Raw genomic sequence first — 21620 nt, 5'->3', positions numbered from 1 at the left:
CCCGCCCACAACCTGACATCAGCAAGGTCCCCACCCATAACCACACCAACGACCAACCTGGCCATCAGTCACGGCAAACACCGTTGCAGTACTAGCGCGGATACCGGGCCAGCCACCCCGGTGCCGAGCCCGCCGGGCCGTGCAGGGCGGGGCCCTGGGTCATCTCCATGGCGAAGTCGTCGGCGAGTTCGAGGATGGTGGGGCGGCCCTCCAGCTCGGCGAGCCAGGCCGGGGGCAGGGCGGTCTCGCCGTGGAGGGCGCCCAGCAGGGCGCCGGTGAGGGCGCCGGCGGCGGCCGAGGGGCCGCTCTGGTTGACGGCGAGACACAGGCCGTGCCGTACGTCCTCGCCGACCAGGGCGCAGTAGACGGCGGCCGCGAGCAGTCCGTCGGCCGTGCCGTCGCCGGTCAGTTCCTCCACCCGCGCGGGGCTCGGCATGCCCTGCCGTACCGCGCCGAGCGCGTGCTGGAGGGCGTCGGAGACCGGCTGGTGGCCGGGGCGGACGGCGAGCAGGGCGAGGGCCTGCTGCACGGCGCCGTCCAGGCTCTCCCCGCGGGCGAGGCCGTGCACGATCACGGCGTACGCGCCCGCCGACAGACAGCCGACCGGGTGGCCGTGGGTCTGCGCCGCGCACTCCACCGCGAGCTGCACGACGAGCTGGGGCTCCCAGCCGACCAGCAGCCCGAAGGGGGCGGAGCGTGCGACCGCCTCCGGCCCCTGTTCGGCCGGGTTCTTGGGCTTGTCCAGCGTGCCCATCTTGTCGTCCCCGAACCCGATGAGCAGCGACTTGGTCGGGCCGCGGCGCGCGTACAGCCACTCCTCGCGGGCCAGCCAGCCGTCCTCCGCGCGGCGCTCGTCCGGCCCCCAGTCCCGCTGGGTGGCGGCCCAGCGCAGATACGCCCGGTGCAGATCGGTCGGCGGATGCCAGGCGCCGGTGTCCCGGCGCACCTGCGCGCGGATCAGCCCGTCCACGCTGAACAGGGTCAGCTGGGTGTGGTGGGTGATGGTGCCGCGCCGCTCGTGCCCCGCGGTGAGGTCGAGCAGCCCCTCGGGGCCGTGGGCCGCGCGGATCTCCTCCAGGGTGAGCGCGTCGACGGGCCCGCCGAGCGCGTCGCCCACGGCGGCCCCCAGCAGGGTGCCGCGCACCCTGCTGCGAAAGTCCTGCTGCTCGGCACGGCCCCAGACGGCACCGGTCGTCGTCGCCACCCAGACCCTCCTCAGGCACCGTCCGCCCGCACGACGGTCCGCACTCTAATCGACCGCGAAGACGGCCCTCGGCGGGCCGGGGCGACCCTCACGGGTCATTCACGTCCACTGATGACCGCTTCGACACCATCCAGAATGCGCTCCAGCCCGAATTCGAGCGGATCGATACCGTCCGGTTGAAATGCGCCGTCCGCGATGGCCTTGGTGAGTGCGGGGAAGCGTTCGGCGTGCCGTGCGAGGAGGCCGGCGGCGAGCCGGTCCCACTCGGCCGACTGCTCCTCCTCGTGGTCGGCCTGCTGCTGGGCGACGTTGCGCACGAGCCCGATGAGCAGCAGGAAGACGCGGTGCCGCTGGGCGCCGTCGAGGCCGGTGGGTTCGAGGGCGGCGAGCGCCGCGTCCAGCCAGCGCAGCTGCCGGGGGCCGAGAACGCGGCGGCGCAGGGCGGTGGCGGTGAGCAGCCAGGGGTGGGCGGCGTACACGTCCGCGCACTGCCGGGTCCACGCGCGTACGGCCGCCCGCCAGCCCCCGTCCGCGCCGTCCGGCATCTGGGGCCCCTCCCCCATCACCTCCTCCACCATCAGCTCGACCAGCTCGGTCTTGCCGGGGACGTACCGGTACAGGGCCATCGCCGACACTCCGAATCCGCCGGCCACCTTGCTCATGGAGACGGCGTCGAGCCCTTCACGGTCGGCCAGTTCGGCGGCGGCCGCGGCGATGCGCCGGGGGGTCAGCTTCGGCTTGGGCCCCCGGGTGGGCTGCTCCTGCTCGCCCCAGAGCAGGGCGAGGACGGCACGGGGATCGCGCGTCTCGTCCTGCTGCCCCTTGCTCCGTACACCGTCCCGCTCGACCACGACCCGCTCCCGACTCCTCTGCAGCGCCCGCCCCTTGACCGACACCCCACCAACTGTATATACCGTAAACCGCCGCCTACTGCTGACGGCGTAAACAGTTTAGGGGGAACACCATGCTGCTGACCTACCGCGCCCTGAAACGCCGCGCCCTCGCCAAGTCCCTCCGGATCACCGCCCCGAACGGCATCGACGAGTCGTCGTACGTCCGTATCGGCGGCCTCGACCAGTGGATCTCCGTGCGGGGCGAGGACCGGTCGAACCCCGTGCTCCTGGAGCTCCACGGCGGTCCCGGCGCCTCGAACTCGATCTTCACGCCGCGCACCCGCGCCTGGGAGCGGCACTTCACGATCGTCCGCTGGGACATGCGCGGCGCGGGCCGGACCTTCGCGGCGCACGGCCCCGCCGGACAGGGCGAGCTGACCCTCGACCGCCTCTACGCCGACGCGCTGGAGGTCACCGACCATGTCCGCGCCCGGCTCGGCGTGCCGAAGGTCGTCCTGCTCGCCAACAGCTTCGGCACCGTCACCGGCCTGCGCCTGGCCCGCGACCACCCCGAGCGCTACTCGGCGTACGTCGGCACGGACCAGAACATCATCGCGGGCGGCACGGACACCTCCGCCTACGACGATCTGCTGGCCCGCCTTCGGGGCGCCGGCAAGCGGCGGCAGCTGTCCCGCCTGACCGCGATGGGCCCGGACCGCACGTCCTGGTCCCCCGAGGAGTGGTCCTGCTACGCGAAGACGGTGACCACGACCGACCCCCTGACCTACGACACCATGAAGACGGTCGTCGTCCGCTCCCTCTGGTTCTCCCCCCTCCACACCCTGCGCGACCTGCGCGCCTACCTGAGGGGCATGACCTTCTCCGAACAACTGGGCCCGCAGGCCATGTCCTTGGACGAATACGCCGAGGGCACCACCTTCCACCTCCCCGTCTTCCTCTTCCAGGGCGCCGAGGACGTCCTGACCCCACCGGAACCCGCCCGCCGCTTCCACGACCAACTGACGGCACCCCTAAAGGACTTCGCCCTGATCCCCGACGCCTCCCACTTCGCCGCCTTCCGGCGCCCGGACGTGTTCCTGGAGCTGCTGGTGGGGAGGGTGAGGCCGGTGGTGACGGGGGTGGGGGTGGAGGGTTGAGCCCGGCGGAGTGGGACCGGATCAGCCGTATCAGGTGATGTTGCAGATGTAGACGCACTCGTGACGGGGCACGGCGAGAAAACTGATGAAACCGCGTCCGCCGAGGATGTCGAACTCACGCAACCCGCCCTCGCGATCAATCGGCCGCCCTACCTTGACGGCATCGTGGCCGAGAGCCGCCAGCTCGACCGCGAGGCGCTCCACCTCCGCCCCCACCCCGGGAGGCAGTCCGCCGGTGATGTACTCCGCGCTCGGGTTGTAGTCCCAAGCCCAGTCCGTCACAGTCCGGCCTCCGCCTCGGCCGCCTCGCGGATCGCCCGGATCTCGGTGATGGCGGAGGCCGGGTCCTGCTCACCCGCGTCCACGACGGCTTCCAACTCCCGCAGGCGGGCGGCCCGGTGAGGATGCCGCTCGATGGCGACGAACACGGCCCAGGAATGCACGAAGGCACGCAGCGGAGCCAGGCTCTGCGTCTGTTGAGCGTTGGTCGTGGCCTCGAAGAGGTGCTGGGTGAGCGCGGGGATCCGGCTCGGGGCGATACGCGCCACCGCCGCCCGCAGCGCGTCCGGGGTCAGTTCGGGCATGGGGATCAGCGGTCCGTACGGGCCGTCGGTCTGGGCGCTCACGGTGACCTCCGGTGCGGGTGGGTCGGTCCTCGTACGGTACCGGTGGAGCCGACGGTACGACGGTGGCGCGACGCTCGTCGCCGGTCCCGCCCCCGCCCTCATGCCACCGCCGCGGGCGTGCGGCAGTCGCGGCACCGGCCCGGTTCGGGTGCGCGGAAGGCCCGGTCGCAGCCGTCGCAGGTTTGGAGGGGAGCCGGGCGGGGGGCCATGGGGGCGCGAGGGGGTGGGGCGGGGAGGTGCGGGGGGAGTTGGGTGGCGAGGCGGTGGGAGAGGAGGGCCGCCGGGTGTTTGATCGGGTCCTGCGGCAGACCGGACGTCAGCATGTGGGTGACCGCCGTCGGCGGCACGCCACGCTCCAGCCACTCGGTGACGGCCGGAACCAGCCGATGCACGTCGCGTTCCGCCAGCAGAAGCCGTGGGTCGTGGGCGCGCAGACCCGCGAGGAGGTCGGCCGCCGGCGTGCGTCGATTCGGCGCCGGGGGCGGCCCGGGCGCGGACGCCGGCACGGCCACGGGGGTGGGCGGGGGCGCGGGCGCGGACACCGTCCCGGGGTCGGCCTCAGGCTCGGCGAGGGGTGCCGCCGCCGCTCGCAGTGCGCTGCGGGGCTTGTTGTACGAGATCGCCCGGGTCCTCACTTGTCCCGATTGAAGACGCTCCCTGGGACGCGCGAGATATCCGTGTTCTTCCAGCTCCCGCAGCGCCGCCGCGATCCGGATCTCGCCCTCGCGGAACTTCGCCGCCAGCGCCTTGATGCCGATCGGGGTGCCCTCGGGCAACGACTGGATGTGCGTGGCCAGGCCGATCGCCGTCAGCGACAGCTCCGGGTGCTGGGCCAGGTGATTGCCGACGACGGTGAAGTTGTCGTGATGCGGCTCGTTCACATGGGTGACGCCCGACGAATGCCGGGACTTGGGGTGCGAGGGCGCGTTACGCTGCTTGTCAGTCACGGGGAAGGGTCGATTCCTTTGTGATCAGGCCCTCGCATTGGGATGCCAGTCCCGGCGAGGGCCGATGCATGTCTGCGGGTTGTCATCGCTGACGCTGCACCACAAATGCCCCGCCGTGCCAGTTTCGTCCGGCATATTCACTCCGCCGAGTGAGTGACGGGGGCGGCGGGGGCGGGTTCGGTTCTTTCCCCGGTTCTTTGGTCTTTTGGGATCGCGCACCACCGGGTCATGGAGCACCGCGTCGCGGTACGAGCCGCACCCGAAGGCAACCCTGGCCGCCGCCGCCCTGTCCACCGGGTCGCGGAGCCCGAGGTCCCGGTGGAATGGGGGTGGCCCCCCGAAGGTGATTTCCTCCGATCCAGCCATCCGGCGTGCGGACTCTCCCTAGCCTGGGCGTGACATGGGACACACGGAGGGTGAGCATGGAGGATGAGGAGGCCGCGGCCGTACTCAAGACAGTCGGGCGGCAGATCAAGCTGTGGCGCGAGGCAGCCGGGCTGAGGCAAGGGGAGTTGGGCGCGCTCATCGGGTACAGCGAGGAGATGGTCTCGTCCGTGGAACGCGGACGACGAGCTCCCAAGCCCGAGTTCCTCGACGCGACCGACGAAGCGGTCGGCGCGGGCGGGAAGTTGTCCGCGATGAAGGAGGACGTGGAGAAGGCCCGGTACCCGAAGAGCGTCCGGGACCTGAAGAAGCTGGAGGACGAGTCGGTCGAGCTGAGCGCCTATGCAGACCGATACGTTCATGGCTTGTTGCAGACCCCGGAGTATGCGAGGGCTCTGTACAACATCAGGCGCCCGTCGTACACAGAGGAGGAGATCGACAGCCTCGTCGGCGCTCGCCTGGCACGACAGGTGGTCTTCGAGCGGGCGCCGAGGCCGTCGATCACTTTCGTACAAGAAGAGGTGACTCTGCGGCGCCCCATCGGTGGCCGGGCAGTACTGCGACAGCAGCTGGAACACCTTTTGGAGATCGCCGAGTTGAGGCACGTCGAGATCCAGGTGATGCCGACCGCCCGAGAGGACCACGCGGGTATGGGCGGGTCCTTCCGTCTGTTGATGCTCCGGGACGACAAGACGGTGGCCCACGAGGAAGGACAGACCTACAGTCGGCTGATCAGCGATCCCAAGGAAGTCCAGCTCCTTGAGATCCGCTATGGGATCATCCGAGCGCAGGCTCTCCCGCCCCGGGAGTCGTTGGCGTTCATCGAGAAGGTACTGGGAGAAGAGACGTGAGCACCCACACTCTGACGTGGTTCAAGAGCAGCTACAGCAGCAACGAGGGCCCCGACTGCGTCGAGGTGGCCGTCGCCCCCGCCACCGTCCACGTCCGCGACTCCAAGGACAAGGACCGCGCCCGGCTCGCCGTCGGCGAGGCCAGCTGGACGGAGTTCGTGGAGTTCGCGGCTCACTCGGCATGACCCAGGCTCCGTGCTTCCCGCCGATCGCGCAGCGGGAAGCACGGCACCGTCATCGCCGGTCAGTGGTACTGAGCCGAGTCGGCTCGGAGCTTTGCCTGGCGGTGGCCTCGATGTAGCGCGGAGCGCACTTCACTTCATATGCCTCGGGTACGTCATACGGAGATCGCCAGTAGTCCAGCCAGCCATAGGTGACCGCGGACCCCGTCGAACGTGTCATCCAGTGGGCCCTCCACCTGGTACCAGCGATGAAGGTCCTTCGCCCCGCACTGCGGGCAGGCCCCCGAGAGGCGGCGCAGCGGCGGGCTCCGCGTCGAAGGCTGTCCGCCAGGCGGACAGCAGCTCCGGCGGGACGAGCCGCCAACCGCCTGGACCGGACCGGGCGAGCTCGTCAACGTCGAACAGATCCATCTCCTTGGCCTCAAGAGAGCCGAGCATCCTGCACTCGCCCGTCTCCAGGTAGCCGCCGTTCTGGTAACCGAAGTACGCCATGTCGCCAACTACGGCCACGTACCCCTAGATAGGCAGCGGGGCCGCCGCGGCGCTCCTCAGCCGTGGGCCGCCGTTCCCTTCCACCCACCGTTCACTCCGATTCACGGAGAGACATGAAAAACGCGTCAATCTCCATTATTTCCTCGTCGGTAAGGAAAGGTGTACGCCATCCTGCCTTAGCGCCGCGTTCCATGAACTCGACCGGAAGGAGTGTTCCGTAAACCTCTACATACTCCGCGGTATCGCGTCGCCAGTAATAAGCACCGTCACTATGAATAGCAGATCCGCCCATTACAGAGAACTTTTCGCCCACGACATCCACCGTGTACCCCATGAGGGCGATGACCACGGGAGCCGTCTTCAGGTATTCCGATACACATGCTCGTTCGCGCATTGGAATGTGGCCGGAGAGTGCCTCGATCTGATCCGCGTTACTCCTGAAAAAGGATTGGCTGGAAATGCTACCGAACAAGCCCAAGGGTGTGACCTGGCGCATGCGACGCCCCTCTCGATCGAACCGCAGACGGTATAATTAGTATGCTACTGCCTGAAGGGTGTGCCCGGAGGTAATGGGCACACCCGTTACGGGAGTTCCGTCCTGTAACTACTTTTTCACTGAACGGTGAACTTATTCGGCTACTTCATTTTAGGATCACCCAGGCTTCCTTCAGGCCACTCGCGAACCTTGCCCGTCCGTGGATCGATGTCTACCTGATGACCGCTCGCGTTCCTGACCTCCACACCACCAAGCGCCTTGGAGAGCTCACCAGCAGCCTTGCAGGCTCCGTGGCAGGTGACCAGCTGGATAGGGCCGCCGTTGTAGTAGGGATTCTCTTTGACCAGCTCCGCAATTTGCTGCGGATGCGTTATCTTGCCGTCAACGATAAATTCTCCCTGCTCGTTTCCGTGGACAATGACGTCGTGCCCGAAAGTGCCCTTCGAACGCAGCAGGTTCTGGATCGTGTTCGCGTCGTCCCCGATCGCTGTCGCCGTCCTCGTATAGCGGACGCTTCCCCCCGCCCATGTGAACGACACGGGCGGCGGCACAGTCCCCATCACGGACGCTTCGTCGACGGCACGGGGAGCCACGGCTGCCCGCCGCCATCCGGTGAGCCCCCCGATCCCCACGACGGCAACCTGCTGGGTGAGTTCGTCGCCCGCGGCGTCGTACTGGTCGGCGAGCTGGTCGCAGCCCTCCTCGCGGAGCATGGCGGCGGCGCGGTAGAGGCGGTACGCGGGGCGGACCGGCAGGTACTTGTCGACGAAGGCGCCGGCACCACCGTTCTGTCCGGTGACGGCGTCGTAGGCGTCGCCGAGGAATTCGAAGGGAGCCTTCAGGCCCTGCACAAAGCCCTGACCGAAGACCTTCAGTCCTTCGCCGAGGCTGTCGACTCGCTCGTTGTTGGGATCCTCGGGAGACAGGCCACTGGGGTCGGCGTAGCGGGTGGGCGTGTCGCCGGCGTAGGCGTAGGCCGAGACGTAGGGGCTACCGGGGTCGGGAGTCGCGGGGTCGGGGCGGTTGAAGCGGCCGGTGTCCGTGTCGTACTGGCGGGCGTGCAGGTCGAGATTGCCGGTGGTGGTCTCGTAGCGGGCGCCCGTGTAGGACGGGGTGTCGGCGGGGGCGCCGCTGGTCGTGGTGTTCAGCACCCGGGTGCCGAACGGGTCGTAGGCCCAGCGCTGGTAGAGGGTGCCGGTGCTGCCGGTGACGTCGACCGGTGAGCCCTGGGTGTCGTGGTGGTAGTAGAACAGCGCGCCCGAACCGGTCTTGGTGGCGGTGGGCTGGCCGAGCGGGTCGTAGCGGTAGGACTGCTTGATCGCCCAGGCGCTGTCGTACTCGGTGGCCAGGATGGGCAGCGGGGCGTTGGGGTCCCACTGGGTGCGGTTGGTGACCGTGCCGTCCTTGGCCGCGGTGACCTGGTCGCCGCTGGCGTCGTGGTCGTAGGTGTAGTTGCTGCCGCCGATGGTGGCTGCGGAGACCTGTCCGGCCAGGTCGTAGGTGTAGGTGTCGGCGCCGGCCTTGGTCTGGTTGCCCTCGCCGTCGTAGTTGTAGGCGGTGGCCGTGGTGCCGGTGGTGGTGGACGTCAGCTGGTCGGCGGCGTCGTAGGCGTAGCTGGTGCTCGCCGTGCCCAGTGTCGAGGTCAGCCGGTTGCCGGCCTTGTCGTAGGTGTAGGAGGTGGTGCGGGCAGCCGCGCAGCCGGTGACCCAGGGCTGCGGGTAGCAGCCGGAGGTGAGGCGGCCCGCCGCGTCGTACGTCAGGTCGTAGCCGCCGGTGCCGACATTGGCCCGGGTGACGTCGACGTGGGTGGGCAGCCCGGCGGCGGACAGGCTGAGCGCGGTCTTGGTGACGGTGGTGCCGGACTTGACGGAGGTGACCGCGGTCAGGCGCCCGGCCCGGTCGTATGAGCGGTCCTCGGTCTCGGTGTCGGGCAGCGTGGAGCGGGTCAGGTGGTCCGCCGCGTCCCAGGTGTAGGTGGTGGTGGCGCCGTCGGCTGTCATGGATGACGCCCGGCCGTCGTCGTCGTAGGCGTAGCCGATGGTGTTGCCGTCGGAGTACTTGCGGGTGAGCATCTGCCCGGCGGCGTCGTAGGTGTAGGAGAAGCCGCGGGTCTTGGTGAGGTTGCCGGCCGCGTCGTAGCCGAAGTCCTCGGAGATCTTCGAGTTGGCCCGTGCGGTCATCCGCCCGGCTGCGTCGTATCCGAGTGTCACGTCCGGCGTGGAATCCGAGTAGTCGATGCCGGTGAGCAGCCCGCGTGCGTCGAAGCCGTAGCTGGTGGAGCCGCGCGGAGTGGTCTTCTTGACGAGGTTGTCCTCGGCGTCGTACGCGTAGGAGGTCACGCGGTTCAGCGGATCGGTGACCGCCGTCAGGCGGCGCGCCGCGTCGTAGGCGTACGTCGTGGTGTGGTCGTTGGCGTCGGTGCGCTTGGTGACGTTCCCGACCATGTCGTACTCATAGGTGGTCGTTCCGCCGTCGGGGGCGGTGACCTTGGTGAGCTGGTCGAGGTTGTCGTAGTCGTAGGCGGTGGCGCGCTTGTCCGCGTCGGTGCGCTTGACGACATTCCCGGCCGCGTCGTAGGCGGTGCTCGTCACACCCCCGAGCGGGTCGGTGACGGTGGTCAGGTTGCCGGCCGCGTCGTAACCGTTGGTGGTCGTGTACTGGGCCGGGTCGGCGCCGGTGGCATTGCCGCGCGGGTCGACGGTGGTGGCCTGCCGGCCGTCGCCGTCGTACGTCCAGGTTTCCTTGCTGCCCAGCGGGGAGGTGCTGCTGAGCAGGTTGCCGTCGGCGTCATAGCCGTATTCGGTGGTCTTACCGAGCTGGTTGGTGGTGCTCGTCAGCCGGTTGTTCTTGTCGTAGACGGACGAGACGGTCTTGCCCAGGGCGTCGGTGACCTTGGTGACGTTGTCGACCGCGTCGTAGGTGTAGCCGGTCGTGTGGCCCAGCGTATCGGTGACCTTGAGGGGCCGGTTCACGTCGTCGTACTCGGTGGTGACGGCAGCGCCGGTGGGTCCCACGACCTTGGTGCGGTTGCCGGCGTCGTCGTAGGTGTAGGTGGTCGTGTAGGCGGCCGGGTCGGCTCCGGTGGTGTTGCCACGCGCGGAGACCGTGCTCAGCAGTCGGCCGTCCGTGTCGTAGGCATAGGTCGTCCTGTTGCCCAGAGCATCGGTCTCGGAGGCGAGGTTGCCTCCGGAGTCGTAGGTGCGCGTGACGGACTTGCCGGCCGCGTCGGTGGTCTTGGTCAGGTGCCCGGCGTCGTCGTACTCGTACCGTGTGGTGTCGCCCGCCGGGTCCTTGGCCGAGGTCAGCTGTTCGGCGCCGTTGTAGCCGTAGCTGGTGGTGCGACCCAATGGATCGGTGGCGGCGCTCAGCAGTCCACGGCCGTCGTACGTGTATTTCGTGGTGTAGGCCGCCGGATTTGCGCCGGAGACGTTGCCGCGGGGATCGGTCTTCGAGGTGATGCGGCCCGCGCCGTCGTAGGTGAGGGTCGTCTTTTCACCGAGCGGAGTGGTGACCGAAGTGCGGTTGCCCGCCGTGTCGTACCCGTAGGTCGTCGTCTTCCCGCGGGGGGTCGTCACGGTCGCCAGGGCGCCGAGCGCCGTGTACGTGTACGAGGTCTTGCCACCGAGCGGATCCGTGCTGGATGTCAGCTGGTTCGAACCGTTGTAGGCGTAGGTCGTCTTGTTGCCGCGGCCGTCGCTGTGGCTGGTGACGTTGCCGGCGCTGTCGTACGTCCAGCTCTCCGTGTAGCCGAGCGAAGACGGTGCGGCGCGAGTGAGCATGTGGCCGGCGCCGTCGTACGTCATCGACGTGGTGTTGCCGCGCTGGTCGGTGATCTCCACCGGGCGCAGATAGCGGTCGTAGTCGTAGCTGACGCTCTTGCCGTAGGGGTCGATCGTCTCCATCAGGACGTTGCCGGCGTATACGTCGGTCCACACGCCGCCGTCCGGCGCCGTGGTCTGCGACTCGCTCTTGCCGTCCCAGGTGAAGGTGGTGGTCCTGCCGTTCTGGTCCGTCTGGGAGGTGATGCGCCCCGTGGAGTCGTAGCTGTTGCCGACCTTGCCGCCCGCCGGGTCGGTGTAGGAGGACAGGCGCTTGTCGGCGTCGTACGCGTAGGAGGAGTTCTTGCCCGCCGGGTCGGTGACCGAGGTCAGCAGGCCGTCCGTGTACCTGTAGGAGACCGAAGTGCCGTCCGGCAGGCTCACTTTGGTCAGCAGCCCGTCGGCGTTGAGCGTGAAATAACTGGTACGGCCTGCGGCGTCCTTGACGGATGTCAGCTTGCCCGAGGAGTACGTCAGGCTGAGCCCTTGACCCGCGGTGTCGACGACAGATGTGAGCTGTCCGCTGCTGTCGAAGGTGCGTTTGACGTGGTCACGCGTCGTGAACGCGAAGGCACTGCCACTTTTTGCCAGTTGGGCGTTAGAGCCGGCTGGAGCGGTGTATGAGCCATCGCTCTGCTGAGTGAACACGAACTTCGCCCCGTCATCGGCCTGATAGGTGGCCTTGTCGGAGGCGATCGTCAGTCGCGAGTCGAAGGGGGTGGCCCAGCCGCGTCCCAGCAGTCCGACGGCGGTGGAGTCGGAGCGGTAGCTGCGGGTGAGGGAAAACTGAGTGCCGATGCCCGCCAGTTGGGCGTCGGTGAACTGTTCGGAGAACATGCCGGTCGCGGAGTTGACAGGGTCCGCGCGGTGGGCCTGCGCATAGCAGGAGCAGATGCCGGCCTGGGCGCCGGGGATGTCGGGCGTGTAGAAGGCCGTAACCCAAGGGGAGTTGGTGCCATTGGCGCTCCATGTGCCGTCGGTGCCCCGCAGATAGATCTGGGCGTAGTACTGCTGACCGTCTTTCAACGGTCCGTTTGCGTCGTTCGCGGCGGCCCAGAAGCACTGGTTCTTGAACTGCGGATAGCCGCCCTGGTTCGGCCACCAGTCGTAGCACCATGCCAGGACCGGATCGGACTTCCCTACCGGGTCGTCGGACGCCCGGGTGATCTCTCTGGCCACCACCGTGGTACCGGAGGAATCCCGGACCAGCAGCAGCACCTCGCTGTAGTCCGCCGCGCTGGTGCCGGCCGCGAACTGCATGTGGCCGCCGATGTCCACGGTTCCCGGATACGCCACGGCCGAGGAGCTGACCCAGTCCGGATCCGCCGGTACGGCGGCTGTGGCCCTCGGCGCCATCGCGGGTGCGTGGGCCGGGCGCTCGGCGGTGCGTGGTACCGGCTTGTCCTTTGCGGAATGGTGCGGCGTACTCAGGAACGCACCTGCCGAGGACAGCCGAAGCCGTTCCTTCGTCAACTGTGCTCGCCGCTCGGACCGCGTCATCGCCTTCGGCGGCTTGGGAAGATCCGCGGCCGTACGAGTCTTGGGCTGTTGAGCCGCCACCGAGGCGGAGATAGGCCGGCTCGGCATCGCCCACGCCGGTACGACGCCCGTGATGGCCAGCAGAGCCATGGTGAGAAGAGCTATGACGGGTCTTCGCGCCTGTGTGCGCATCGTGAATCACCTGTGGTCCAGCAGTGAATGGGGCCTCGCTGAGCTTGATCCGCCAGGAGTTCGAACTAACACGCGGCGAGAGATCCGGCTGGATCGCAGCAGCGGCACCTGCGCGGCTCGGCCGGATGTCTCCTGGTCACGCGACCAGGAGGGGCCGGCCGACCGACTCGCCTTGGCGCGAACGCGTCCATGTACAAGCGATGACGCAAGTGAACTCGTCGGGGCTGCAAGCTAGACGGGAGGCGGTGCCGTGATTCCTGCCACCCGCCGTGGCAAGCCCTCTCCAACCTGAGTGCGACACAGACACGCGGAGGCTGAGCATGGAGGACGAGGCCGCCGGGCGAGCCCCCAAGCCCGAGTTCCTGAAAGCGACCGGCGAAGCGGTCTACGCGGGCGGCAAGCTGTCCGCGATCAAGGGCCGCACCCAACCCGCCGTCAGCAGCAGAACCTGGACCGACTTCGTGAAATTCGCCGCTCACTCCGCATAACGGGCCTGGACGGCACTCCCAGCCGCCTCGACCGCTACAAGGCGAGGCGGGGCGATCGGCTCAGGGGGACGGCCGCCGGGTCACCACTGGCGAGGTGGACGAGAGCGTGGTCCCGCACCCCCGTCGCCCAGGACACCGACAAGGTCGAGCGGCTGAACCTCGCCCATCGGAGCGAAACCTGGGTAACTCAGCTCGACGGCCGCCTCGGCGCCGGGAACGAGTGGACCGACCGGCAAGGCGGACCGGCCGCGATACGTGACGAATTCTCCGGGCCCACGGCCCACTTGAGGCAACTCTGGCTCAATGCGTATAGGAGCGGGCCGAGTCGGTCGGGGAGAATCCAGCCATGACCACCACCGACCCCACGCGGCGCTCCAGACTCTCCAGCCTCTCCAGTCAGGCACTGGCCGCCGGTGTACTCACCGGGATACTCGCGCTGTACATCGCCCTCGTCGCGTTCGGCAACATCACGGACTTCGGCACGAACCAGCAGTTCGTACGGCATGTGCTGGCGATGGACAGCACCTTCAAGGACCACGATCTGATGTGGCGGGCGATCACCAGCACCGCGCTCCAGGACACCGCCTATGTCCTGATCATCGCGTGGGAGACGGTGGCCGCGCTCGTCCTGATCTGGGGCACGTACCTGTGGGCGGCGCGCCGGGACGAGGCGTTCGCGCGGCGCGTTTCCACCTATGGGCTGCTGATGCTCCTGCTGCTCTTCGGCGCCGGGTTCATCGCGATCGGCGGTGAGTGGTTCTCGATGTGGCAGGCGAAGGCGTGGAACGGCGAGGACTCCGCCACCCGCGTCTTCCTGCTCAGCGGGGTGGCGTTGATCGTCAACCACCTGCCGGGCAGCGGTACGCGTTCCGGCGAGGAAGCCCCTACTACTTGACCACCGTCACGTTCGTGCCCTGATCACCGAAGGCCCACAGGGCGGCGCCGTCCTGCTTGCGCATGCGGATGCCGCCCAGTTTCTTGCCCTCCGCGGGGGGCGGCGAGGCGCCGTCCAGGGCGTTGGAGAAGGCGACGTTCACGCCGTCGACCATCGCGACGTACATGACGTGCTCGATCGGAACGCCGTCCGAGCCCGTGATGGACTGGGTGCGCTTGCTGATCGAGTAGCGGCCGGGCGGCAGAGTCACCGTCCCCGGCCACACCTCGAACGTCCTGATCTCCTTGCCGGTCGCGTCGACCAGCCACAGCCGCTTCGCCGCGAGCGAGTACACGATCCGGCGGCCGTCCCCCGAGTCCGCCGGGAGCGCGGGCGGCCCCGCCGGCGGCTTCGGCTTCGCCGAGCCATGGGTGCCCGCCGACACCGAGGTGCTCGGCTTCACGCTCGCGGCCGTGGGATGCGGCCCGTGCTCCGCCTGCACGGCGAGGGCGACGACGGCCACGGTCGCCCCCACCGTCAGACCGGAGACCCAGGCCCAGGAGGGCAGTCGGGCAGCCACGGGTACGCATCTCCTCCGCTATGGGTCCCCCACACGGTCCGGGGGTCGGATCATCGTACTCAGTCACCCCCGCACCGCGTACCGGTCGCCCCCGCACCACGCCCCCGCACCGCGCCCCGGCACCACGCATCCGGTGCTCAGTCGAGGACGGGCAGCAGTTCGGGAAGGTGGCCGTCGGAGTCCGCCGCCGCCTGCCGCCGCTCGTCCGGCACCTCGCCGTAGAGCGTCGTGCGCGGTTTCGCCGGGCGGCCTGCCGCCTCCGCGACGGCCACCAGGTCACGGACGGACTTGTACGAGCCGTACGACGAGCCCGCCATCCGGGAGATCGTCTCCTCCATCAGGGTGCCGCCCAGGTCGTTCGCGCCGGAGCGGAGCATTTCCGCCGCGCCCTCGGTGCCGAGTTTGACCCAGCTTGTCTGGATATTGGGGATCCAGGGGTGCAGCAGGAGGCGGGCCATGGCGGTCACCGCGCGGTTGTCGCGGGTGGTCGGGCCGGGGCGGGCGATGCCGGCGAGGTAGACCGGCGCGTTGGTGTGGATGAAGGGGAGGGTGACGAACTCGGTGAAGCCGCCGGTCTCCCGCTGGATCCCGGCCAGGGTGCGCAGATGGCCGAGCCAGTGGCGGGGCTGGTCGACATGGCCGTACATCATCGTGGAGGAGGAGCGGATGCCCAGCTCGTGGGCGGTCTTCACGACCTCGATCCAGGTGGCCGTGGGCAGCTTGCCCTTGGTGAGGATCCAGCGGACCTCGTCGTCCAGGATCTCCGCCGCCGTACCGGGGATGGTGTCGAGGCCCGCTTCTTTCGCGGCCGTCAGCCACTCCCGGACGGACATGCCGGTGCGGGTGGCGCCGTTCACGACCTCCATCGGGGAGAAGGCGTGCACATGCATGCCGGGGACGCGCTCCTTGACCGCCTTCGCGATGTCGAAGTAGGCGGTGCCGGGCAGGTCGGGGTGGATGCCGCCCTGCATGCACACCTCGACCGCGCCGACGTCCCATGCCTGCTGGGCGCGGTCGGCGACCTGGCTCAGGGAGAGGGTGTAGGCGTCGGCGTCGGTACGGCGCTGGGCGAAGGCGCAGAAACGGCAGCCGGTGTAGCAGACATTGGTGAAGTTGATGTTGCGGGTGACGATGTACGTCACCTCGTCGCCCACCACCGACCTGCGTACGTCGTCGGCGATCCGGCACAGCGCGTCCAGCGCCGGGCCGTCCGCGTGGAAGAGGGCGAGCGCCTCGGCGTCGGTCAGCCGGGTGGGATCGTCGGCCGCGGTGCGCAGCGCCTCGCGCACATCGGTGTCGATGCGCTGCGGCGCCATCCCGGGGGCGGCCGCCTCGCGCAGGGCGCCCCAGTCGCCGTACACCTCGTCGTAGTCGTCACGGCGGTCGCTCGTACGGCCCTCCGTGTCGATGGTGCGGTGCAGATCGGTGCGGCCGGTGGGGGTGAAGGTGTCCTCGGGCTCCTGCCAGGGCAGGCCGGTGGGGAGCACGCCGGGGCGGGCCAGGCCGGTCTCCGGGTCGGCGAGGGCGGCGACGTGCGGGCGCAGCCGGGGGTCCAGCCAGGGCTCGCCGCGCCGGACGAACTCCGGGTAGACGCAGAGGCGTTCGCGCAGCTCGAAACCGGCGGTGCGGGAGCGCTGTGCCAACTCCTCGATCTGCGGCCAGGGGCGTTCGGGGTTGACGTGGTCGATGGTCAGGGGCGACACCCCGCCCCAGTCGTCGATACCGGCGCCGATCAGCCGCTCGTACTCGCCCTCGACCAGGTTCGGCGGGGCCTGGAGGCAGGCGGCGGGGCCCATGATGTGCCGGGCGACGGCGATGGTGGCGACCAGTTCGTCCAGTTCGGCGTCCGGCATGCCGCGCATCGCGGTGTCCGGCTTGGCGCGGAAGTTCTGGATGATCAGTTCCTGGATGCCGTGGTAGGCGCGGGAGACCTTGCGCAGCGCGAACAGGGACTCGGCGCGCTCCTCGTACGTCTCGCCGATGCCGATCAGCAGGCCCGAGGTGAAGGGGACCGAGGAGCGGCCCGCGTCCTCAAGGACCCGCAGCCGTACGGCCGGTTCCTTGTCCGGGGAGCCGTGGTGCGGGCCGCCGGGCTCGGACCACAGGCGGGTGGCCGTGGTCTCCAGCATCATGCCCATGCTGGGCGCGACCGGCTTCAGGCGCTGGAAGTCGGTCCAGCTCATGACGCCCGGGTTGAGGTGGGGCAGCAGGCCGGTCTCCTCCAGGATGCGGACGGAGATGGCGCGGACATAGGCGATGGTGTCGTCGTAGCCGTGCGCGTCGAGCCACTCGCGGGCCTCGGGCCAGCGGTCCTCGGGCTTGTCGCCGAGGGTGATCAGGGCTTCCTTGCAGCCGAGCGCGGCGCCCTTGCGGGCGATGTCGAGGACCTCGTCCGGGGACATGAACATGCCGTGGCCGGCGCGGCGGAGCTTGCCGGGGACGGTGACGAAGGTGCAGTAGTGGCACTTGTCCCGGCACAGCCGGGTCAGCGGGATGAAGACGCTCTTCGAGTAGGTGATGACGCCGGGACGGCCCGCCTGTTCGAGGCCCGCGTCGCGCACCCGGGCGGCGGAGGCGGCGAGGTCGGTCAGGTCCTCGCCCCGGGCCTGGAGCAGCACCGCGGCCTCGGAGGCGTCGAGGGCGACACCGTCACGGGCGCGTTTGAGGGCGCGACGCATGGAGTTCTCGGTGGGACGGCCGGGTCCTGGGGTCGCGGGAGTCGTCATGGCTCCACGATACGTACGGGATGATCAGGACGGACGAGGGACGAGGGGGCGGTCCCGCGATGGCGGAGACCCCGTCTCCTTTTCTGGGGACCCCGTCTCCTTTTCTTCTGGGGGAGTTCATGTACGGCCCCCACAATGAGGGCCATGTGTGACGACACGCACGATCACGCCGGGGGAATCGCCAGGCGCGCGCTGTTCGTGACCGGCGCCGCCGCTGCCCTTACGTTGGGAACCGTGAACTTCGCGGCGGCGGACGGCCAGAGCCGAGGTCAGGGCCAGGAGACGCGGACCCTGCGGGGCACCCTGCCGCCCGGCGCCCCCGACTTCGTGTACGTACCGGTGGAAGTGCCCGCCGGAGTACGGGAGTTCAAGGTCTCCTACACCTACGACAGGCCCTCGGTCCCGGCCGGCACCCAGGGCAACGCGCTCGACATCGGCCTCTTCGACCAGCACGGCACCGAGCTGGGCGGCAAGGGCTTCCGGGGCTGGTCGGGCGGCGCCCGCACGGAGTTCTTCGTACGGGCCGACGACGCGACCCCGGGCTATGTGCCGGGACCGGTGCGCGCGGGCACCTGGCACATCGCGCTGGGCCCCTACACGGTGGCGCCGCAGGGACTGTCGTACGAGCTGACGATCACCCTGACCTATGGCGAGAGCGGCGAGACCCCCCGCCCGGTGTACCCGCCGTCCCGGGCCAAGGGGCGGGGCCGGGCCTGGTACCGGGGGGACTGCCATCTGCACTCCTGGTACTCCGACGGCCGCCGCACCCCCGCCGAGATCGCGGCCCTCGCGCGGGCGGCGGGCCTGGACTTCATCAACTCCTCGGACCACAACACCCATACGTCCCACCCCCATTGGGCGGACGAGGCCGGTGACGATCTGCTGATCATGCTCGGCGAGGAGATCACCACCCGCAACGGGCATGTGGTGGCGCTCGGCACCGAGCCCGGCACCTTCGTGGACTGGCGCTACCGTGCCCGCGACAACCGCTGGGCCCGCTTCGCCCGCGACATCCGGCGCGCCGGGGGCCTGGTCGTACCGGCCCATCCGCACGCCACCTGCGTCGGCTGCGGCTGGAAGTTCGGCTTCGCCGAGGCGGACGCCGTGGAGGTGTGGAACGGCCCCTACACGCCCGACGACGAGGTGACCCTCGCCGAGTGGGACAACCTCCTGGTCGCCTCGGTGCGGCAGGGCCGCCCCTGGCTCCCGGCGATGGGCAACAGCGACGCCCACCGCGATCCGGACGCGGTCGGCCTTCCGCAGACCGTCGTCCTCGCCGACGATCTGACCCGACAGGCCGTCCAGGAGGGCATCCGCGCGGGCCGCTCCTATGTCGCCGAGTCCCAGCACATCAGCGTCTCCCTCACCGCCACGGGCGGCCGGGGGCAGCGGGCGGGCATCGGGGAGCGGCTGCCGCTGCCCGCCGACACCCCGGTGACCGTCCGCCTCGCCGTCACCGGCGCGCCCCGCTGCACCCTCCACCTGGTGACCGACGAGGGCACCCTGTACACGAGCGATCCCCTGCCGGTGTCGGGCGCGGGCACGGTCGAATGGCGTACGACTCCCTCGTACGCGGCGTACGTCCGCGCGGAGGTCCGCCACGAGACGGCGGCGGGGCCGGTGCCGGGGGCGCTGGCGGCGTTCACCAACCCGGTCTTTCTCGGGGCGGTCAGCGGCGCACGGACCGGCGCATCGCGATGATCTCCGCGACCGCGTCCAGCCACCGGGCGGCCCGCGTCTCGGCCTCGGAGGTGGACGCGGTCCCGGCGGCGTCGGTCAGCCACGCGCGCAGTACCCCGGCCGCCTCCGGATCCGGCAGCGGCTCGGGCAGCGCGGCGGCGTAGGCCAGGCCGCCGGCCCGGACCACCTCGGCGAGGAAGGCCAGCGAGCGCGGCGCCACGCCGAGCCGGTCGAGGGTGATCGCGGCAGCGATGGCGCCGTCGCCGAACAGGGCCGTGCGGAAGGCGTCCTGGATCAGGCCGTAGCGCAGCAGCACGGCGACATCGGTCGCGGCCAGGACCTCGTCGTCGGTACGGCTTTCGGGGGGCGGGGTCATACAGTCCTCGGTTCCGGTCCGGGTGGTCCGGCTCAGCGGACGGTGATGGTGAAGAGGTAGTAGCCGGCTTGGGCACGCGGGTGGGTGGTGAGGGTGGGGTAGGGGGTCGGGGGCGGCGTCTTCGCGACCGAGGGGTCCGTACAGGTGTCCAGGGGGCAGTACAGCAGTCGTACCGTCGTCCTGCCCTTGGCCAGGGCGGTGAAGTCGAAGGACTGGGTGGCGCCGGTGCTGCCGTCGGCTTCCTTGCCCGCGCTCCCGTAATCCGCGCGTCTGCCCCGGAACTTGAGCACGGCCGCATCCGGTTCGGGCGGCGCGACGTACCAGTTCTGACCCAGCGTCGGAGCCGCCGGCACGGTGAGTGAGAACCTCTTGCCCGGCTCCACGGTGATGGTCCGATGCTCGGTGCCGTACCCGGCCGGGGCGGGGGCCACCGACGCGGTGGGGGTGCTCGTGGGGCTGCGCGTGCGGGTGGGGACAGGCGTGCCGGTCCCGCCGCCCTCGCCGCAGCCGGTGAGGGCGAGCAGGCAGAGGAGGGCAGCCGCGCCGAGGAAAGGTGCACGTGAAGTCATGGTTCGTCGCCGGCTTCCGGATCGGTCGGTCAGTCCTGGGGAAGGTGAACCACGTAGGCGTCGGGCAGCCGGTTGTCGCTGGCCTTCGCCATGCCGCCGTTGACGAAGTCGTCCTCGCTGACCCAGGTCGTCTTTCCCCACGGGTTGTAGATCTCCAGCTTGTCACCCTCCTGGCCGACGATCATCATGGCGTGACCGACCCGGTTGCCCGACGAGTCCTGACCTTGGACACCGATGGGCACGGGCTTGCCGTCGGCCACCGCCTTCTCGATGTCCGGCAGCGCCTCGCGTCGGGCGTTCGCGTCCGGGACCTCGTGCATCTCGTACGAGCTGCCGGTCTCCGGGCTGATCTCCTTGTTCACGACCTCTGTCTTGCCCTTCAGGTCCATGCCGTCCCAGCCGGGATCGCCGTGACCCTCCTCGTGCACCCGGTGCTGCTCGTCCACCAGGCGCCTCCGGAATGCCTCCGGGTCGTCCTCCCGGCCGCTGGGCCCACCGGTGAGCGAAAGGGCGTAGACAGGATCGACCATGGCGCGAGCGGTGACGGTGGAGGAGGCGACACAGGTGCCCTCCGTGCCATCACCGCCCTGGACCCACATCTGGCCGTCGAAATCCTGGATCTGCATGTTCATGTTGGCGCCGCTGACCGGGTCCGTGCCCTTGTCCTTCATGCTGTCCCCCCGCGTGACGATCGGCGTCAGATGCCGCTGGAGCCACGCCGGGTCCTTGCCGTGGATCTTGCCGTCGAAGGTCTGGATGTCGTTCACGTCGTGTCCCGCCGCGAGGGCCTTCATCAGATAGGCCTTCTCCTGCGGGGTCTTCGCGTCGGCCAGCAGCCGGTCCAGGCGGGTGCGGTCGGCCGCGGAGAGCTTGTCCATGGCCCGGCCGGAACGCTCCAGGTCGTTGGCGGTGAGGATCTCGTTGAGGTCGGCGGGGCCGGACGCGCCGCTCGCGTCGGCGAGCATCAGCCGGTCCACCGCGGTGAGCCGCCCCGTGTGGATCTTGCCCGCGCGGGCCTCGGCCGCCCATTTGTTCAGGTCGCGGGCCGCCGCCCGCACCGCGTCGTCCGCGGCGACGGCCGCGCGGTGCATCGACTCGATGCCGTGCGTGGCGAGATCGCGGCCCGCGTGGCCTTCCGCTCCTCCTCGCTCTCCAGGAGCGCGCCGAGGTCGAAGAAGCTGTCCCGGTGGCCGAGCCGCTGCTGGGCCTGCCGCATCTTGGCGCGGCCGTCGGCATCCTGCTGCTGCGCGGCGCCGAGCGTGTCGGCCAGCGTGTGCAGCGCCTTCGCCCCGCCCTGGAACGCCTCGCTCATCCTCGTCACGGCGCGGCCCGTGGCGGCCACCGCGCTGGAGGCCAGCACACTGGTGTCGCCGACCCACACCTCGGGCAGCCCCTTCTTGGCCACCTTGTCGGTACGGTCGTGCAGGTCACCGGCCTTGTCGACCTGGTTACGGTAGGTCGTGCCGAGCGCTTCGAGCGTGGCCGTGTCGCCGACCGGCGCGCAGGCGAGCAGGGCGCTGTCGATCTGGTCCAGCAGTTCGTTCTTGCTCCCGGCCTTGGGGATGCTCGTGGCCAGGTCTGCCAGCCAGGAACGGCGGCCGCCGGGCGTGTCGAGCGCCCCGAAGGGGTCTGGAAGGATCCCCAGGAATCCGGTCACCGGCCCGCC

The 21620-nt window shown here is 69.7% G+C and carries 19 protein-coding genes; 6 read left to right on the top strand and 13 right to left on the bottom strand.

The genetic code is table 11. From position 1 onward, the window contains the following. Positions 1 to 91 precede the first annotated feature (91 nt). Positions 92 to 1204 (bottom strand): ADP-ribosylglycohydrolase family protein, encoded by a 1113-nt coding sequence (locus tag AB0N90_RS36870; RefSeq protein ID WP_365203779.1) that lies wholly within the window; start codon positions 1202 to 1204, stop codon positions 92 to 94. Positions 1205 to 1299: 95 nt separating this feature from the next. Then, on the bottom strand, positions 1300 to 2100 hold the full coding sequence (locus AB0N90_RS36865; RefSeq protein ID WP_365203777.1) for a TetR/AcrR family transcriptional regulator: 801 nt from the start codon (positions 2098 to 2100) through the stop codon (positions 1300 to 1302). Between the two features lie 68 nt (positions 2101 to 2168). Between AB0N90_RS36865 and AB0N90_RS36860 the strand changes: the two genes are divergently transcribed. Beyond that, entirely contained in the window at positions 2169 to 3194 is a 1026-nt protein-coding gene (locus AB0N90_RS36860) for an alpha/beta hydrolase (protein WP_365203775.1), read from the top strand. Positions 3195 to 3224: 30 nt separating this feature from the next. On the opposite strand, the gene AB0N90_RS36855 is transcribed toward AB0N90_RS36860, so the two are convergent. The 3 genes from AB0N90_RS36855 to AB0N90_RS36845 form a co-directional block, all read right to left on the bottom strand. Beyond that, positions 3225 to 3476, bottom strand: a complete 252-nt coding sequence (locus AB0N90_RS36855; protein ID WP_365203773.1) for a hypothetical protein — start codon at positions 3474 to 3476, stop codon at positions 3225 to 3227. Continuing rightward, positions 3473 to 3820, bottom strand: coding sequence for a DUF6247 family protein (locus AB0N90_RS36850; protein WP_085565216.1), 348 nt, complete (start codon positions 3818 to 3820; stop codon positions 3473 to 3475). Before AB0N90_RS36850 ends, AB0N90_RS36855 begins: the two co-directional genes overlap by 4 nt. A 98-nt stretch (positions 3821 to 3918) precedes the next feature. Continuing rightward, positions 3919 to 4767 carry a helix-turn-helix domain-containing protein gene (locus tag AB0N90_RS36845; RefSeq protein WP_365203771.1) on the bottom strand — a complete coding sequence of 283 codons (849 nt, stop codon included), beginning with the start codon at positions 4765 to 4767 and terminating at the stop codon, positions 3919 to 3921. Positions 4768 to 5189: 422 nt separating this feature from the next. Between AB0N90_RS36845 and AB0N90_RS36840 the strand changes: the two genes are divergently transcribed. Together AB0N90_RS36840 and AB0N90_RS36835 are read left to right on the top strand one after the other, a co-directional pair. Further along, positions 5190 to 6002, top strand: a complete 813-nt coding sequence (locus AB0N90_RS36840) for a helix-turn-helix transcriptional regulator (RefSeq protein WP_365203769.1) — start codon at positions 5190 to 5192, stop codon at positions 6000 to 6002. Beyond that, the gene (locus AB0N90_RS36835; protein ID WP_365203767.1) at positions 5999 to 6187 is read left to right on the top strand and encodes a DUF397 domain-containing protein; all 189 of its coding nucleotides are present in this window, start codon (positions 5999 to 6001) and stop codon (positions 6185 to 6187) included. The genes AB0N90_RS36840 and AB0N90_RS36835 overlap by 4 nt, the downstream gene beginning before the upstream one ends. 580 nt (positions 6188 to 6767) lie before the next feature. Here the strand turns inward: AB0N90_RS36835 and AB0N90_RS36830 are convergent. Together AB0N90_RS36830 and AB0N90_RS36825 are read right to left on the bottom strand one after the other, a co-directional pair. Continuing rightward, positions 6768 to 7172, bottom strand: a complete 405-nt coding sequence (locus tag AB0N90_RS36830; protein WP_365203766.1) for a hypothetical protein — start codon at positions 7170 to 7172, stop codon at positions 6768 to 6770. Positions 7173 to 7312: 140 nt separating this feature from the next. Continuing rightward, entirely contained in the window at positions 7313 to 12490 is a 5178-nt protein-coding gene (locus tag AB0N90_RS36825; RefSeq protein WP_365203780.1) for a DUF6531 domain-containing protein, read from the bottom strand. A gap of 491 nt (positions 12491 to 12981) precedes the next feature. Between AB0N90_RS36825 and AB0N90_RS36820 the strand changes: the two genes are divergently transcribed. Both AB0N90_RS36820 and AB0N90_RS36815 read left to right on the top strand, forming a co-directional pair. Then, positions 12982 to 13149: a hypothetical protein gene (locus AB0N90_RS36820; protein ID WP_365203765.1), complete on the top strand. Its 168-nt coding sequence runs from the start codon at positions 12982 to 12984 to the stop codon at positions 13147 to 13149. A 346-nt stretch (positions 13150 to 13495) separates the two neighbouring features. Next, on the top strand, positions 13496 to 14044 hold the full coding sequence (locus AB0N90_RS36815) for a DUF2165 domain-containing protein (protein WP_365203763.1): 549 nt from the start codon (positions 13496 to 13498) through the stop codon (positions 14042 to 14044). Here AB0N90_RS36815 and AB0N90_RS36810 read toward each other — a convergent pair. Beyond that, positions 14037 to 14603: a L,D-transpeptidase gene (locus tag AB0N90_RS36810; RefSeq protein ID WP_085565220.1), complete on the bottom strand. Its 567-nt coding sequence runs from the start codon at positions 14601 to 14603 to the stop codon at positions 14037 to 14039. The genes AB0N90_RS36815 and AB0N90_RS36810 overlap by 8 nt on opposite strands. Before the next feature lie 137 nt (positions 14604 to 14740). Continuing rightward, positions 14741 to 17329, bottom strand: a complete 2589-nt coding sequence (locus tag AB0N90_RS36805; RefSeq protein WP_365203761.1) for a bifunctional FO biosynthesis protein CofGH — start codon at positions 17327 to 17329, stop codon at positions 14741 to 14743. Positions 17330 to 17473: 144 nt separating this feature from the next. On the opposite strand from AB0N90_RS36805, the gene AB0N90_RS36800 reads away from it, so the two are divergent. After that, entirely contained in the window at positions 17474 to 19030 is a 1557-nt protein-coding gene (locus AB0N90_RS36800) for a CehA/McbA family metallohydrolase (RefSeq protein WP_365203758.1), read from the top strand. Here AB0N90_RS36800 and AB0N90_RS36795 read toward each other — a convergent pair. The 4 genes from AB0N90_RS36795 to AB0N90_RS36780 are packed head-to-tail and all read right to left on the bottom strand — an operon-like array spanning position 18999 to position 21611. Continuing rightward, entirely contained in the window at positions 18999 to 19385 is a 387-nt protein-coding gene (locus tag AB0N90_RS36795; RefSeq protein WP_365203756.1) for a hypothetical protein, read from the bottom strand. The two genes, AB0N90_RS36800 and AB0N90_RS36795, sit on opposite strands and share 32 nt — an antisense overlap. Before the next feature lie 32 nt (positions 19386 to 19417). Then, the gene (locus tag AB0N90_RS36790; protein WP_365203754.1) at positions 19418 to 19954 is read right to left on the bottom strand and encodes a protease inhibitor I42 family protein; all 537 of its coding nucleotides are present in this window, start codon (positions 19952 to 19954) and stop codon (positions 19418 to 19420) included. Between the two features lie 29 nt (positions 19955 to 19983). Next, positions 19984 to 21045 carry a hypothetical protein gene (locus tag AB0N90_RS36785; RefSeq protein WP_365203752.1) on the bottom strand — a complete coding sequence of 354 codons (1062 nt, stop codon included), beginning with the start codon at positions 21043 to 21045 and terminating at the stop codon, positions 19984 to 19986. Beyond that, positions 20988 to 21611: a hypothetical protein gene (locus AB0N90_RS36780; protein WP_365203750.1), complete on the bottom strand. Its 624-nt coding sequence runs from the start codon at positions 21609 to 21611 to the stop codon at positions 20988 to 20990. The genes AB0N90_RS36785 and AB0N90_RS36780 overlap by 58 nt, the downstream gene beginning before the upstream one ends. Between the last annotated feature and the right edge of the window lie 9 nt (positions 21612 to 21620).

It is taken from the genome of Streptomyces sp. NPDC093018 (assembly GCF_040684035.1).
GTDB classification, from domain to species: Bacteria; Actinomycetota; Actinomycetes; order Streptomycetales; family Streptomycetaceae; genus Streptomyces; species Streptomyces murinus.
This window is presented reverse-complemented; position numbering and strand designations above follow the sequence as displayed.

Excerpts from the sequence above, each read along its gene's own strand:
- AB0N90_RS36830 (WP_365203766.1), bottom strand. The coding sequence starts at position 7,172 with ATGCGCCAGGTCACACCCTTGGGCTTGTTCGGTAGCATTTCCAGCCAA.
- AB0N90_RS36790 (WP_365203754.1), bottom strand. The coding sequence starts at position 19,954 with ATGACTTCACGTGCACCTTTCCTCGGCGCGGCTGCCCTCCTCTGCCTG.
- AB0N90_RS36785 (WP_365203752.1), bottom strand. The coding sequence starts at position 21,045 with ATGCACCGCGCGGCCGTCGCCGCGGACGACGCGGTGCGGGCGGCGGCC.
- AB0N90_RS36860 (WP_365203775.1), top strand. The coding sequence starts at position 2,169 with ATGCTGCTGACCTACCGCGCCCTGAAACGCCGCGCCCTCGCCAAGTCC.
- AB0N90_RS36805 (WP_365203761.1), bottom strand. The coding sequence starts at position 17,329 with ATGACGACTCCCGCGACCCCAGGACCCGGCCGTCCCACCGAGAACTCC.
- AB0N90_RS36795 (WP_365203756.1), bottom strand. The coding sequence starts at position 19,385 with ATGACCCCGCCCCCCGAAAGCCGTACCGACGACGAGGTCCTGGCCGCG.
- AB0N90_RS36815 (WP_365203763.1), top strand. The coding sequence starts at position 13,496 with ATGACCACCACCGACCCCACGCGGCGCTCCAGACTCTCCAGCCTCTCC.
- AB0N90_RS36840 (WP_365203769.1), top strand. The coding sequence starts at position 5,190 with ATGGAGGATGAGGAGGCCGCGGCCGTACTCAAGACAGTCGGGCGGCAG.
- AB0N90_RS36820 (WP_365203765.1), top strand. The coding sequence starts at position 12,982 with ATGGAGGACGAGGCCGCCGGGCGAGCCCCCAAGCCCGAGTTCCTGAAA.
- AB0N90_RS36825 (WP_365203780.1), bottom strand. The coding sequence starts at position 12,490 with ATGACGCGGTCCGAGCGGCGAGCACAGTTGACGAAGGAACGGCTTCGG.
- AB0N90_RS36800 (WP_365203758.1), top strand. The coding sequence starts at position 17,474 with ATGTGTGACGACACGCACGATCACGCCGGGGGAATCGCCAGGCGCGCG.